A 15,174-nucleotide genomic window follows, 5' to 3' on the forward strand; every position below is an offset into this window, starting at 1 on the left:
TCCAACACATAATCTTTACCGTCGATGTGACGGGTTTCTTTGCCTTCAGCCAATAAGGTACCGTAGCCAGTGGGGGTGAACACTGCGCCCAACCCCATACCTGCGGCTTGAATACGACAGGCCAAGTTGCCTTGAGGCACCAGTTCCAATTCGATTTTGCCTGCACGATAGAGTTCATCGAAGACCCAAGAGTCGGACTGACGTGGGAACGAACAGATGACTTTTTTCACGGCACTGGCTTTCAGCAGCTTGGCTAAACCATAGTCACCATTACCAGCATTGTTGCTAACGATGGTGAGGTCTTTGATACCGAGTTGAATTAAGCCATCGATCAGTTCAGCAGGTTGTCCTGCTGTACCAAAACCACCAATCATGATGGTTGAGCCATCCTTTATTTGTGAAAGTGCTTCTGTTAAAGAAGCTGAACTTTTATCAATCATAATATTGTCCTAGGCACAGCGTACCTATTAACTTTTAGAACTTGGATTGGAGCGTGAAGCTAAAGCTGAAACTTCAGGACTATGTTTGGTTAAAATCAGATGCGCAGTTAAACCAATGACGATGCCCCAAAAAACGGAACTTAAGCCTAAAAAATGCATACCTGAAGCCGTAGCTAAAAAAGTAATGAGGGCAGAATCTCGTTGAGATTCATCTTTCATGGCTACAGCGATATTGGTTGAAATTGCACCCAATAAGGCCAAGCCAGCCAAAGCGGCAACAAGCTCTTTCGGCAACAAGCTGAATAGCAGAACGATACTGCCTGCAAACAAACCACCGAAAATATAGAAAATGCCATTAGCAACGCCTGCGATATAACGCTTTTCTTTTAACTCATGCGCATCTTTGCCCATACACAGTGCAGCCGTAATTGACGCTAAAACAATGGTGATACCGCCGACACATGCAACAGCTAAAGACACAATACTGGTGGTGGTAATAATTGGCTTGGCAGGCATGTCATAACCGCTCAGTTTCATGATGGCCATGCCTGGTAAAAACTGTCCCGTTAGACTGACTAAAATCAAAGGTAGGGCAAGGTTTAAGGTGGAGTGCCAAGTCCATTCAGGGCTAATGAACTGAGGAATAGCAAGTTGGAAATCTAAACTCACCGCATTCATTTCACCAAGCCCAAAGCTCAAGGCCACACCTGAAAGCAGTACCCAAAGCATGCTATAGCGCGGTGAAATTCGTTTTGCGACTAAAAATACAAACAGCATGCTAAACACAATAATCGGCATACTGTCAGTTGCACTAAACAATCCCAAACCAAACTGAAATAGAATACCTGCCATCATCCCCGCGGCTACTGACTGCGGAATCCATTTCAATAATTTATCGAAGTAACCACTGATCCCGATCAGGAAAATCACCACGGCTGAGGTAATATAAGCGGCTACAGCTTCATTCAGACTAATATTCGGGAACAGCGTGACCAACAAAGCCGTACCCGGCGCAGACCATGCTGTAATCACAGGGACTTTGAACTTAATGGAAAGAAATATTCCTGCCACGGCTGCTCCAATAGAAATACCCCAAATCCATGAAATCATCATGGTCGGGGAAACCTGAGCTTGTTGCGCAGCCTGAAAGAAGATAATGAGTGGTCCTGAATAGGAAATCAGCACTGCCAAAAATCCTGCGACAGTGGCTGAAATAGACCAATCTTCTTTCAAAGTTTTAAACAGGGTAGCCATTCATTTGCCTCCATGCAGACATGATCCTGTATATAAAATAATGTAACGATCAATTAGCCTTGATCGCCACCGCCGACAGGAATAACTGTACCTGTCATATATGACGAATCATCTGAAGCAAGGAATACAATCGCATTCACTTGTTCCTGAATCGTGCCATAACGGTTCATAAAACTACGATCAATGGTTTGATCGACCACTTGTTGCATCCATGACTTTTCATTTTCAGACAGTGGATTTGCATTACGTGGCACTTTACGCGGCGGTGCTTCGGTTCCACCTGTCGCAACCGCATTCACTCGGATCCCATCTTTGGCATGCTCAAAAGCAAGTGATGCAGTAAGGGCATTAACCCCACCTTTGGATGCCGAATAGGGCACACGGTTAATGCCACGAGTCGCAATAGAAGACACATTTACAATCGTACCTTTCTGATTTTTAATCATTTCAGGTAAAATAGCACGACAACACCACAGCGTTGGAAATAATGAGCGATTCACTTCTTTGATGATTTCTTCTTCAGAAAACTCTTCAAAAGGTTTCATCCAAATTGCACCGCCGACGTTGTTGATGAGCACATCGACACGGCCATAGACTTCAAGTGCTTTGTCTACAACACTTTGAGCACCTGCGAAGGTTTCAAGGTTGGCTTTGACAGTTATTGCATTACCTTGTTTTGCTTCAATTTCTGCTAATGTTTCATCGACATAGTCAGATAAGTCGGCTAAAACAACTTGCGCACCTTCATTAGCCACTTGGAGTGCAACACCGCGACCAATGCCTTGAGCGGCACCAGTCACAATCACTACTTTGTTTAAAAATCTTTGACGATCAGACATGATAAGTGGCCCCAATCAGTTTGCAGAGAATTTTTCAAACAGGAAGTTTGCAGGCTTTACGCCTTCGCTATCTAACCAACTACGAACAGCATCAACCATAGGGACAGGACCACAAAGGTAGACATCAACATCACCGCCATTGAGCCATTCATTGTCAATGTGCCCAGTCACATAACCTTTACGCTCATGTGCAGAGTCTGGACTTGCAACCACGGTACGGTATTCAAACCATGGAAGTTTAGCTTGGAGGGCATTGAGCTGTTCTAAAGCAACTAAATCGAAGTCATTGGTCACACCAAACACCAAACGAACAGGGTGTTCAGCGCCTTTTTCTTCTAAAATCTGCAGCATAGACATAAAAGGGGCAATACCAGTACCGCCTGCAAGCATAACCACAGGACGAACCACATTACGCAAATAGAAGCTACCAAATGGACCAGTAAAAGTCATTTTGTCACCGGCTTTGGCAGCACCACTTAAAAAGCTACTCATTTTACCATTCGGCACATTACGGACCACAAAGCCAGTTAAACGGTTGCCCGGTTTCGAGCTGAATGAATAGGAACGCGTTTCTGTTGTCTCTGGGATGCCGACGTTGACATATTGACCCGCTAGGAAATGAATATCAGGTTGACCTTCATCCAACTGAATATCAAAAGTAATGGTCGATTCTGATAAGTTTTCAACAGCGACTAAAGTGCCTTGATACTGATGAATTTCGGTTTTGCAGACTTCAGATGAAGCTTGAATTTGGAATACGGCATCCGAGCTTGGACGGCATTGGCAAGCTAAAATATAGCCTTGTTCCGCTTCTTCTGGAGTTAATGCATCTTCAATATACGTCTCTTCAGGCATGTCATAACTACCAGATTCGCAAAAAGCGCGGCAAGTCCCACATGCACCATCACGGCAGTCTAGCGGAATGTTAATTTTTTGGCGGTAAGCGGCATCTGATAAAGACTCACCTTGAGTCACGGTAATAAAACGCGTTACGCCATCTTCAAATTGAAGTGCAACATTGTGGTTTGACATGGCTGAATATCCTTTAAAAACGTTGAAACTTGGAACTCTCAGCCAAAACTCCATTTGGCTGAAAGCATACTAAGGATGTGTGGCTAAAACTTAGAGGTGATAAACATCAATCACTTGGTTGATGTAATCGTTTTTCAGTACCACGTATTTGCTTAAAATTTGTGGTTTTTCACCTGAAAAGTCGATTTCATAACGCGACATACCAAAGTAGCTATAACTGGTTTTGTAGCGGAAGCTCAGCGTATTCCAGTTAAAACGGACGGTAACTTTGTCGCCATCACGCTCAATCACTTCGATATTGTTCACATTGTGACAAGTACGCGTGTCTGGCATGGTCGCAGAAGAGCGTTCAGTTTTAATGCGGAACACACGGTCTTCTAAACCTTGGCGGTCTGGGTAGTAAATCAGTGAAATTTCAGACTGCGGATCCGTAGTCAGGGTATCGTCGTCATCCCATGCAGGCATCCAAAACGATGCTGAAGGGGCATAGCATGCAAGCCAATCGTCCCATTGCTCATCATCTAAAAAGCGTGCTTCTTGATACAGAAACTGGCTGACTTGTTCGGTGCTAACGGTATTGAGTGTTGTAGGAGCATTCATGCCACTTCTCCTTGTTCATTTGCAGTTTCAACAGCCAGTGTTTTTTCATTGGCAATTGCAATTTTCATCATGTCTAACCAGTGTTGGTGCTGAGCAAGGTAGAGACCTTCATCTTCAGTTTTGACACCTGAAAGTTTTGGTTTTAGACCAATTTCATTGGCAGCATCATCTGGACCATGGATCCAATGTTTTGAACCGCGGCACATATCATTCCATTCCAGTTCAATGCCTGCGTAGCCTGCTTGGCATGCACGGAATTCTTCTAAATCATCTGGTGTTGCCATGCCTGAGGCATTGAAGAAGTCTTCGTACTGGCGAATACGACGCGTACGTGCTTCCGCGTTTTCACCTACAGGTGCGATACAGTAAATCGTGACTTCAGTTTTATTGACTGAAATCGGGCGGAGTACACGAATTTGTGAACCGAATTGATCCATCAAATAGACGTTCGGATAAAGACATAAGTTGCGTGAGCGCTCAATCATCCACTTCGACATTGCTTCGCCAAATTTTTCAGAGTATTCGTCAGCTTTCGGGAAGTTTGGACGGTCTTCTGGGTTCGCCCATTGTGTCCAAAGCAGCATGTGACCATTGTCAAAACCGTATGAACCACCGCCTTGTTTACCCCAAGCGCCTGCGCTCATGGCACGGATATTGTCACCCGCTTGTTTTTCTTTACGTTGTTGAGTGGTCGCTGCATAGTTCCAGTGCACCGCAGAAACGTGATAACCATCTGCGCCATTTTCTGCAGTTAGTTTCCAGTTGCCTTCATAAGTGTAGGTAGACGCGCCACGTAAAACTTCAAGACCTTGTTCAGACTGATCCACAATCATGTCAATGATTTTACTGGTTTCGCCTAAGTACTCTTCTAAAGAGGGAACATCTGGATTTAAGCTACCGAACAAGAAACCTTTATAGTTGCCAAAACGTGCAACTTTTTTCAGATCGTGTGAACCTTCATGGTTAAAACAGTCTGAATAACCTGCGTCGGCAGGGTCTTTCACTTTTAAAAGTTTGCCTGAGTTGTTAAATGTCCAACCATGGAAAGGGCATGTATAAGTTGCTTTATTGCCACGTTTATTACGACAAAGCTGTGCACCACGGTGTGAACAGGCATTGATCATGGCATTGAGTTCACCATTACGGTTACGTGCAATCAGAATAGGCTGACGGCCAATATACGTCGTGTAATAGTCATTGTTATTTGGAATTTGGCTTTCATGTGCCAAGTAAACCCAGTTACCCTCGAAGATATACTTCATTTCTAGGTCAAAAAGGGCTTGATCAGTAAACACTGAACGATGAAGTTTGAATTCGCCTGTTTCAAAGTTGTCGACAAGTAATTCATCGATACGATCGAGATGGCTAGTATTAATAACTGGGATACGTGGCATGTCCGTTCTCCGACTTTCCAAAAGTGAGGAAGTCCCCGAAATGCGACTTTGCAGTGGCTATTTCGGTTCCAAGGGTAATTAAGCGCTAGCGCGACGACGTTCAACTTCAGTTGATGGTGCAGCCGCTTGGTCTTTCACCAGTTCAACATTGAATTGAATGTGTTTGAATGGACCACTTAAACCACGGCGCGCAATTTCAGCTTCATCGGTAATATCGACAGCGGTAGCCACTAAGCCTTCACGTGTTGCAAATGCAAAGTCATCCCACAGGTATTGGTCACCCTCAATGTTGAATTGGGTGGTTAACTTGCGGTAGCCTGGTGCAGAAACGAAGTAATGTACGTGCGAAGGACGGTTACCGTGACGACCTAACTTGTTCAATACAAATTGAGTTGTCCCTTCTGGTGGGCAGCCATAACCGACAGGCATCGTAGTGAGAGCAACGTATTTACCATCTTGGTCACTCATGATTGAACGACGTAGATTGAAGTCTGATTGTGACTTATCGAAGAAAGAGTAGTTGCCTAAGCTATTGGCATGCCAAACCTCAACTTTTGCACCTTCAACAATCTGACCATCAGTGTCAGTCACGGTCCCTTCAATAATCAGAGTCGGAATTTTACCTTCTTCAGAACCATCATCCATACGTGCAAATCCAACCGATTCAGGCGCACCAGCTACATATAAAGGACCTTCAATGGTACGTGGTGTTCCACCTGTAATGCCTGCTTTGGCATCGGCTTCATCTGCACGTAAGTCAAGATAGTGCTCAAGACCAAGACCAGCCGCAAGTAAACCAAGTTCGTTGGCTTGGCCTGCATCGGTAAAGTATTCCAGACCTTTCCAAACTTCAGTTTGGCTCAAATCTAAGTCTTCAATCGCTTGGAATAAGTCACCCAATAGGCGAACCACAATTTGTTGAGTACGTGCGTCTACAGAACCTGTTGCTGTATCCACATTCATTGTTTTGACTAATGCATCAATCTGTTGACGATTCATACTAGTGCTCCTTAAGTATGTTTGCTGTGTGGTGGCTAGCTTTATGAATAGGTTGAAAAGCTTAGCTGCCACGTTCCTTGTTAATTTCTTTCACTGGAATATTCACTACGTTCCAGTGATTAAATTGCATAAAATCTTTTTTCAATTAACGATCATCTTCACGAATAGACGATGGATGTCGGTTCAAAGGCATCACTTCAATGTTCATATACGGGTACAGGGGTAAACCTTGCAAAATGTTGTGTAGCTCTTCATTGCTGTCTACATCAAAAATGCTGATGTTTGAGTACTGACCTGTAATACGCCAAATATGTCGCCATTTGCCTTGAGCTTGTAGCTCTTGCGAATATGCTTTTTCGACTGCTTTAATTTCACTGGCAGTTTCAGCAGGCATATCCAGTGGAATGTTTACATCCATACGTACGTGAAAAAGCATGTGTAACTCCTAAACGGTTAAGACGTCGCTTAAGCGCGGCGTAGCTGATCAATCTTGTTTTCATCCAGTTCAATACCGAGTCCTTTGCCTTGGGGTAAATGCAAGGCGAAGTCAGTGTATTGAAGTGGGTTTTTTAAAATATCTTGGGTTAACAGCAGTGGACCGAATAACTCTGTGCCATAAGCTAAATTTTCAAAAGTCGAGAACAAATGTGCCGAAGCAATCGTGCCGACTGCACCTTCAAGCATCGTTCCGCCATACAAATCTATACCTGCTAAGTTGGCAATCTTCGCCACTTCATGACCTTCGATTAGTCCACCAGACTGAGCCACTTTGACTGCAAAAACAGAGGCCGCATTGGTTTTGGCTAAACGGTAAGCTGAGCTCGGCCCCATAAGCGATTCATCCGCCATGATGGCAAGATCAAAACGTCGTGTTAAACGCTGCATTGCATCAATGTTGTCAATCGCACACGGCTGCTCAATCAGGTCAACACCACCATTTTGTAGGAGTTGAATACCTTTAATAGCATCTAGCTCAGACCATGCACGGTTCACATCGACACGGATAGAAATGTCCGAACCCAGTGCTTGTTTAATCGCAAGAACATGTTCAACATCTTCTTCTACACGGCGTGAACCGATTTTAAGTTTGAAAATATTGTGGCGTTTTGCCTCAATCATTTTTCGGCCTTCAGCAATATCTTTTTCAGTGTCACCAGATGCCAACACCCAAAGTACAGGTAAGCTGTCACGTAAGCGACCACCTAATACTTCAGAAAGGGGTAAATCTAAACGTTGCGCTTGGATGTCGAGTAGAGCGGTTTGAATTGCACATTTGGCAAAACGGTTACCATTAATATTTTTTTTCAAAACACGCATGGTTTGTGCGATATTTTGAGCTTTAAGGGACTTCAATAAAGGTGCAAAATAAGTTTCAATATTGGTCTTAATACTTTCTGGGCTTTCTTCACCGTAGCCCAGTCCGCCAATTGTTGTCGCTTCACCCCAACCGACAAAGCCATCTTCAGTGCTGATTTTCACCAAGACAAGCGTTTGCGTTTGCATAGTCGCTACCGCCATTTTGTGTGGGCGAATAGTGGGGATTTCGACGAGTAAGGTTTCTATAGATTTATACATCTTAACTCTGCGCAGCCTTGCGTTGTGTACCTGATTTGATATACCTTAAAAGAATAAATATGAACTGTCGAAGATCAAATTAGCATTTTAATATATCTTAAAGGTATAAATAGTCATGGAATTGAGACACCTCCGCTACTATGTAGCTGTTGTAGAAGAGCAGAGTTTTACCAAAGCTGCTGAAAAATTATTCATTGCACAGCCTCCTTTAAGCCGCCAGATACAAAATCTAGAGGCTGAATTGGGGGTGCAATTATTTGAACGTGGCAGCCGTCCACTCAAGACCACGGAAGCAGGACAATTCTTCTATCAACACGCTGTTAAACTTTTGTCTAATGCCGAAGAAGTCAAAGCCATGACACAACGTGTAGGCTTGGTTGAAAAAACGGTGACCATGGGCTTTGTGGGATCGTTGTTATATGGTTTATTGCCTAAAATTGTGTATTTATTTCGCCAACAGCAGCCACATTTAAAAATCGAATTGATCGAAATGAGTACCAAGGATCAAATTCAGGCCTTAAAAGAAGGGCGGATTGATGTTGGCTTTGGACGCTTACGCATTTCCGATCCTGCTGTGCGTCGGGTTTTACTGCGTGAAGAACCGTTGATGTTAGCGGCACATTCTAGCCATCCTTTGACGGCGCAAAAACAAGGCGTGTACCTGTCGGATTTGGTCGATCAAAACTTATTTCTTTATCCAAGTCATCCCAAGCCAAACTTTTCTACTCAAGTCCAAGGGCTGTTTTCAGAATATGGACTGGAACCCAAACATTTAAAAGAAGTTCGTGAAATACAGTTGGCACTGGGGTTGGTTGCCGCAGGGGAAGGAATTTGTGTGGTTCCAGAAAGTGCACGAACCATTCAACTGCCGCATTTGAACTATATTCCAATCTTAGATGATGCAGCGACCAGTCCCATTTTTCTGGCGATTCGTTCCATGGATGAAAGCGAAGATATTCGTTCATTATTTGATTGTATTTATCAGGTCTATGACCTTGAAGCGATCAAATATGACCGTGCATTTATCTAAACTTGGGGATTTAAATTCCACGATACTTTGAAAGTCTACATTTTAAAATGAGCCATTTCAGCCATCCTTGCGGATGGCTTTTTTTATAGTCATTTTCGCTTGGTTTTGCTTATTTTCTGTCTCTCACTGCAATCATGGCTTATATAAGCTATTTATTTAAAACAATAAAAACCTTAACCGACCTTAAAGGTATAAATATAGAGTTATTCGGTTTTGGACAAGAAAGCTACTTTTGCTGCAATGTGCACAGCAACAAACATTCGCAAGCAGGAGGCTTAAAGTGAATACAAATCCAGTTAACATCAACACGGTGGTCGATGAAGCCAAATTTACGCCCTTTCATTGGAGTGTACTCATTTGGTGTCTACTGATTATTATTTTTGACGGTTATGATTTAGTCATCTATGGTGTGGCGTTGCCACTTCTAATGCAAGAGTGGGGACTCAGTGCAGTACAAGCAGGCTTACTTGCGAGTACAGCTTTGTTTGGCATGATGTTCGGTGCAATGAGCTTTGGGACGTTGTCTGACAAATTGGGCCGTAAAAAGACCATTATGATTTGTGTGGCTATTTTTAGTGGCTTCACCTTTCTAGGCGCATTTGCAAGCAATCCTATTGAGTTTGGTATTTTACGTTTTCTTGCGGGACTTGGCATTGGCGGGGTGATGCCAAACGTGGTCGCACTCATGACTGAATATGCTCCGAAGCGTATTCGTAGCACACTCGTTGCGGTTATGTTCAGTGGTTATGCTATTGGTGGCATGACATCAGCCTTACTGGGTGCATGGTTGGTAACAGACTATGGTTGGAAAATCATGTTCTATATCGCCATCATTCCATTTCTGGCTTTACCTATTCTTTGGAAGTTTTTACCTGAGTCTTTAATGTTCCTGACTAAAAAGGGTGAAACTGAAAAAGTCCGTGAAATTGTGCAAAAAATTGCACCTGAGCAAGCTATTCAGCCTGAAACGACATTTAAGCTCAACGAACCTGTTGCTGGTGATGATGCTCCATTAAAAGCATTGTTCCAACAAGGCCGTACCTTTAGCACCATGATGTTTTGGGTGGCATTCTTTATGTGCTTACTCATGGTCTATGCGCTTGGAAGCTGGTTACCAAAACTAATGATTCAAGCAGGTTATTCGCTTGGTGCGAGTATGATTTTCTTATTTGCTTTAAATATTGGCGGTATGGTGGGAGCAATTGGCGGCGGTGCGCTCGCAGACCGTTTCCACTTAAAACCAGTTTTGACAACCATGTTCACCGTGGGTGCTATTGCACTGATTCTACTTGGTTTCAACAGCCCACAAATGGTGCTGTACGGTTTAATTGCGATTGCAGGCGCAGCAACTATTGGTTCACAAATTCTACTGTATACCTTTGTTGCACAGTTCTATCCAACTGCGGTGCGCTCTACAGGTATGGGCTGGGCTTCAGGCATAGGACGCATTGGCGCAATTGTTGGACCTGTGCTGACAGGTGCATTGTTAACTTTTGAGTTGCCACATCAAATGAATTTTCTCGTGATTGCGATACCTGGTGTGATTGCGGCTTTGGCCGTGTTTATGGTCAACTTAAAAGTATCTGTAGATGGTGAAAAAACCAAGTCAAAACAAGTGTTTGATGCAGTTAAATCCACAGCCAATTAAATAATACTGAACCCATGAGTCTAGTGCATTAGTAGTAGGCTCATTTCAAAAACTGTATGAACTGTTAAAATCAATTTGCTTTTTAGAAGTTGTTTTTTAACGCGATTTTTAATGCGATAAAAAGTTTCATTTTAAAGTATTAAAAGAAATGCATTGCGTTAGAAAACAGCGATGAAAAAGAGAGCTAAATATTAAAGAGTAAAAGTCAGGACAGACTTAAATACACAGGACCCGTGTTAAATGAAACAATTTAAGAAGAACGTTTTAGTTGTCACTTTATCCATGTTAAGTAGTGCAGCATTACATGCACAAACCAATACAACGGCAGAGATTGAGCAGCTTAGAAATGAAATTAATGCGTTAAAACAAATGCTTCAACAGAATACGCAGCAACAACAGCAGCAAGCTGTTCAATTGAGCGCTGTTGAACGTCAAGTGTTGACGACGCCAAAAACGGTTGAAAAAACGGGTTTAGGTTTGACCAAAGGTGGGGCAGAGTTCAACTTATATGGTAATGTTCGAATGGACGCATCGTATCAAGCTGAAGGTGGTGCTCGTGATATGCCCTATAACCAAATCAATAGTGTACCTTTAGAAGGAAATGCTGAAAATAGCGATCGTTTAAGATCAACCCTTTCAGCAACGCGATTAGGTTTGGACTTTAAAGCGCCAGTCGCCGATCAGAACTTAAATGCCAAAATTGAGGTCGACTTTTTAGGCGGTACAAACCTTGATAATTTACGTATTCGTCATGCGTATTTAAACTATGGCAACTGGCTAATTGGTCAAACGTGGTCAAACTTTGCGACTCCAGACTATATCCCTGAAACGATTGATGCTTTGGCTTATGTGGGTGCTTCAATTAAACGTACACCTCAAGTGCGTTATACCCATAAATTCACGCCAAATACTAACTTAGTCGCGGCAGTGGAAGACCCGAAAGATGCCAGCATGAGTCAACGTATGCCTGCATTTACAGGACGACTGAATCATAAGTTTAATGATGCACTTTCAGTTAGTGGACGTGCAATGGCGCATGAAAAACGTATTCAAAATCAAGAAGAGTGGGCGTATGGCGTAGGTGTTGGTGCCAAATTTGACATCACCCCTGTAACTTCTGTGAAAGCGGACTACTACCATGTCAAAGGTGATAGCAGCTTTGTATCCTTTACAAACCCTGGCGTTGTTGCAACAGGCACAAGTATTGAACAAAGTGAGTTTGACTCAATTACTGTCGGTTTAACACAGAAGTTTAATGACAAATTACGTGGCACTTTGGCTTATGGTTATATGACTTTTGATAAAAATCAGGACTACCTTGATGCTGTAGCTGATGATACCAAAATCAATAAAAACTTATGGCAAGCATGGGGTAATTTATTCTATAGCCCAGTTCAGCCTGTTAGCCTTGGCGTAGAGTATGTCTACGGTGAGCGTGAAGCGTTTGCACCTGCGGCAAATGGTAGTAAAAAAGGTGAAGACAACCGTGTGAACTTGGTTGCGATTTATAACTTCTAATACTTGAAGTGAAATTTCACATAGAAGCCGAAGGATAACTCCTTCGGCTTTTTATGTATTGCCGTTTAATTTACTCGATACTCAATTTGAAAAGATGTTGCACATGTAATGCAATAGTCGAAGTTTCATCAGAACTTAAGTTATTTGTCACATAAGAATAAGTCATGAAAATAAAGCACATGTGTTGTCATCAACGGGTTACATTAGGTGAGGTAAGTAACTGTATATAGAGTACTTGATGACAATAACATGGATTCTTTTTACGCTTATGGCCGCTTTCATGCAGGCTTGGCGCAACGCTTTTCAAAAGCAACTCAGTACTACTGTAGATGTTTATGGAGTAACTCTAGCGCGGTTCATCTTTGCTTTACCTTTAGCACTGATTTACATCAGTTGTCTTTACCATTTCCAACCTGTAACAGATTCCGTCCATTTCAATCTCCGTTTTGCTATCTATGTGCTTATTGCGGCGTTGAGCCAAATTGCAGCAACAGCATTGATGGTGCAACTTTTTAAGCAAAAAAATTATGCAATTGGAGTGGGTCTTGCTAAAAGTGAAGCAGTACTTGCTGCGATTATTGCTGTAGTCTTTTTATCTGATCATTTAAGCCTTTTAGGCTGGTTTGGGGTTGCCGTGGGAGGCTTCGCAGTTTTTTTAATGTCCAAAGGGCGGGACTTTTCTGATTTTTCCGTACCAACCTTGTGTATAGGTATCGGTAGTGGTTTATGTTTTGCCATTACCTCGCTCTTGGTACGTGAGGCAAGTTTAGAACTAGATAATTTACCATTTATTCACCGTGCAGCTTGGGTGCTCTTAATGGTAATTGGGACACAGTGCTTTTTACTTTTAATGTATTTGGGTATATTTCGCCGTGCAACGTTATGGGCCATGTGGCAGCGTATTGGACTTACATTTCGTGTCAGCTTATGTAGTTTTTTGGCGTCACTGGGTTGGTTTAGTGCCATGAGTATGCAGTCCGTGCCTATTGTAAAAACCTTGGGGCAGGTTGAGATTATTTTTAGTATGTTGATTTCAGCCTACTTCTTTAAAGAAAAGCTGGCACGCGCTGAACATCTCGGTATTGTATTGGTGTTGATTGCTGCATTTTTAGTGATTTGGGCTTGAAGTCTGATCTTTACACAACCTCTGTCATTCATTTGTAATGACAATAACCATTCAAAATATAATTTAACTGCCGTTTTACTAGTATTCAACTCAAAAAAATAGAGATTAAACCCATGTCTAGGTTTAATCTCCAAAGCCTATACTTCTCGTAAAATTCAATTCTGAGGCCAAAATTTAGATGTTTATATCAGTGTAACAAGCTTCAGATTCTTACTGAAGAAGGAAGTTTTGATCTGCACCGACAAAGAAAATCACACCTATACAAAAAAGCCCACAGTAAATCGCAAACCAGATAATCATGTTTTTAAAAGCTTTATCTGAAATTGAACTATCTGCATATTTTGCTGGTTTTTTTGAGTCTAGATCTTTCATGGTTACTGCACTCAACTGAGGTGATGAGTACATTATGCAAAGCAAAAGACTGATGAAACAGATACAAAAACAAGATTAAAAAAATATAACAGATGAAGCAGAATTGCTTAGGGCTGTTATAGTCTAAAACCTGTGAGGACAGTATGTATCAGCAACTTGATTTTAGTTTTTAGAGTCCTATCACTTAAGAACACAAACAAAATAAAAAATGATCTTATATTTTAAATACCACTCATGAATTTTATACATACTGAATGATTAGAAATGATCATTTCGTTCATGCCTATAATTTTTGTACATTAACTAAAATAGACCTTGTCTGCATAGAACCAAAGTACTTGAACCTTCAGCATGACATTTAAGTTTAAAACGATATTTAGAGAGCATTATGAAAAATTTTGAAAATAAAGTGGCTGCGATCACAGGCGCAGGTTCTGGCATTGGGCAGCAGTTGGCGATTCAACTGGCTAAACAAGGTACACATTTGGCACTCAGTGATCTCAATGAACAGGGTTTGGCGGAAACCTTAAACCACGTCAAAGATTATCCTGTTTCAGTCACGCTCACAAAACTTGATGTTTCAGACCGTAAGGCTGTAGATGATTGGGCAAAGCAGTGTCAGCAGGATTTCGGACAGGTCAATTTAGTTTTTAATAATGCAGGGGTCGCATTAGCGAGTACTGTTGAAGGTCTGAGCTATGAAGATGCCGAGTGGATTTTCAACATCAACTTTTGGGGTGTGGTGTATGGAACCAAAGCTTTTTTACCCTACTTAAAACAAAGTGGCTCTGGGCATATTGTGAATATTTCAAGTTTATTTGGGCTCACTGCTCAGCCTACCCAAAGTGCCTATAATGCGACAAAGTTTGCTGTCCGTGGTTTTACCGAGGCACTGCGTCAAGAGTTAGATTTGCAAGACTGTGGCGTTAGCGCAACTTGTGTTCATCCCGGTGGTATACGTACTAATATTGCCAATAGTGCTCGAATGAGTGACAGTATTCGTGCGCTGGGTATGAACCCAGAGCGTGCCAGCCGTTCTTTCAATAAAATGCTTAAAACTCCGCCAGATGTGGCAGCACAGGCCATTTTAAAGGCTGTAAAAAAAGACCAGCGCCGAGTCTTAATTGGAACAGATGCCAAAATTATCGATCTGGTACAGCGTATTACACCAACAGGCTATACGCAGGCCATGAACTTTTTGACAGGTAAAAAACGCCGTAAATAAAGACGTATTCACATGAAAGGTGATTTTATTGTTTTAACCGAGTATGCTAAATCGAGTAATTTTTAAATTAAAAAAAGCTTCGATTTCAATGGTGAAGCATTCCGTTAAATAAAATGATAAGG

General features: G+C 42.2%; 14 protein-coding genes and 1 pseudogene. 5 read left to right on the forward strand and 10 right to left on the reverse strand.

Annotated elements, in window-relative coordinates; all coding sequences use genetic code 11:
• From PTT44_RS12185 to PTT44_RS12225, 9 genes and pseudogenes are all read right to left on the reverse strand, one after another.
• Window positions 1-440 (reverse strand): annotated as a pseudogene (locus tag PTT44_RS12185) (3-oxoacid CoA-transferase subunit A); the annotation flags it as partial.
• A 27-nt stretch (window positions 441-467) separates the two neighbouring features.
• On the reverse strand, window positions 468-1,694 hold the full coding sequence (benE, locus tag PTT44_RS12190) for a benzoate/H(+) symporter BenE (RefSeq protein ID WP_168159839.1): 1,227 nt from the start codon (window positions 1,692-1,694) through the stop codon (window positions 468-470).
• A 53-nt stretch (window positions 1,695-1,747) separates the two neighbouring features.
• Window positions 1,748-2,533: a benzoate diol dehydrogenase BenD gene (benD, locus tag PTT44_RS12195; RefSeq protein WP_168159838.1), complete on the reverse strand. Its 786-nt coding sequence runs from the start codon at window positions 2,531-2,533 to the stop codon at window positions 1,748-1,750.
• 15 nt (window positions 2,534-2,548) lie between these two features.
• Window positions 2,549-3,565, reverse strand: coding sequence for a benzoate 1,2-dioxygenase electron transfer component BenC (gene benC / locus PTT44_RS12200; RefSeq protein ID WP_168159837.1), 1,017 nt, complete (start codon window positions 3,563-3,565; stop codon window positions 2,549-2,551).
• Window positions 3,566-3,655: 90 nt separating this feature from the next.
• Complete coding sequence (gene benB, locus PTT44_RS12205; protein WP_168159836.1) at window positions 3,656-4,165, reverse strand: benzoate 1,2-dioxygenase small subunit; 510 nt, start codon at window positions 4,163-4,165, stop codon at window positions 3,656-3,658.
• Window positions 4,162-5,559 (reverse strand): benzoate 1,2-dioxygenase large subunit, encoded by a 1,398-nt coding sequence (benA, locus tag PTT44_RS12210; protein ID WP_062034800.1) that lies wholly within the window; start codon window positions 5,557-5,559, stop codon window positions 4,162-4,164. Before benA ends, benB begins: the two co-directional genes overlap by 4 nt.
• A gap of 78 nt (window positions 5,560-5,637) precedes the next feature.
• Window positions 5,638-6,558 (reverse strand): catechol 1,2-dioxygenase, encoded by a 921-nt coding sequence (catA, locus tag PTT44_RS12215; protein ID WP_168159835.1) that lies wholly within the window; start codon window positions 6,556-6,558, stop codon window positions 5,638-5,640.
• Window positions 6,559-6,703: 145 nt separating this feature from the next.
• Window positions 6,704-6,994: a muconolactone Delta-isomerase gene (gene catC, locus PTT44_RS12220; protein WP_005399484.1), complete on the reverse strand. Its 291-nt coding sequence runs from the start codon at window positions 6,992-6,994 to the stop codon at window positions 6,704-6,706.
• A 29-nt stretch (window positions 6,995-7,023) separates the two neighbouring features.
• Window positions 7,024-8,133, reverse strand: a complete 1,110-nt coding sequence (locus tag PTT44_RS12225; protein WP_168159834.1) for a muconate/chloromuconate family cycloisomerase — start codon at window positions 8,131-8,133, stop codon at window positions 7,024-7,026.
• 115 nt (window positions 8,134-8,248) lie between these two features.
• Between PTT44_RS12225 and PTT44_RS12230 the strand changes: the two genes are divergently transcribed.
• From PTT44_RS12230 to PTT44_RS12245, 4 genes are all read left to right on the forward strand, one after another.
• Entirely contained in the window at window positions 8,249-9,163 is a 915-nt protein-coding gene (locus tag PTT44_RS12230; RefSeq protein ID WP_005399482.1) for a LysR family transcriptional regulator, read from the forward strand.
• Window positions 9,164-9,443: 280 nt separating this feature from the next.
• Entirely contained in the window at window positions 9,444-10,811 is a 1,368-nt protein-coding gene (locus PTT44_RS12235) for an MFS transporter (RefSeq protein WP_058869586.1), read from the forward strand.
• Between the two features lie 240 nt (window positions 10,812-11,051).
• Window positions 11,052-12,329 carry a DcaP family trimeric outer membrane transporter gene (locus PTT44_RS12240; protein WP_004979717.1) on the forward strand — a complete coding sequence of 426 codons (1,278 nt, stop codon included), beginning with the start codon at window positions 11,052-11,054 and terminating at the stop codon, window positions 12,327-12,329.
• Between the two features lie 238 nt (window positions 12,330-12,567).
• A complete protein-coding gene (locus PTT44_RS12245) occupies window positions 12,568-13,455 on the forward strand; it encodes a DMT family transporter (RefSeq protein WP_273795659.1) in 888 nt (295 codons plus the stop codon).
• 210 nt (window positions 13,456-13,665) lie between these two features.
• On the opposite strand, the gene PTT44_RS12250 is transcribed toward PTT44_RS12245, so the two are convergent.
• The gene (locus PTT44_RS12250) at window positions 13,666-13,827 is read right to left on the reverse strand and encodes a hypothetical protein (RefSeq protein WP_238952955.1); all 162 of its coding nucleotides are present in this window, start codon (window positions 13,825-13,827) and stop codon (window positions 13,666-13,668) included.
• A 388-nt stretch (window positions 13,828-14,215) separates the two neighbouring features.
• Here PTT44_RS12250 and PTT44_RS12255 point away from each other — a divergent pair, with 388 nt between their 5' ends.
• Window positions 14,216-15,052, forward strand: coding sequence for an SDR family NAD(P)-dependent oxidoreductase (locus PTT44_RS12255; protein ID WP_168159832.1), 837 nt, complete (start codon window positions 14,216-14,218; stop codon window positions 15,050-15,052).
• Window positions 15,053-15,174 lie beyond the last annotated feature (122 nt).

The organism is Acinetobacter sp. Gutcm_16 (assembly GCF_028649355.1).
Lineage (GTDB): Bacteria > Pseudomonadota > Gammaproteobacteria > Pseudomonadales > Moraxellaceae > Acinetobacter > Acinetobacter johnsonii.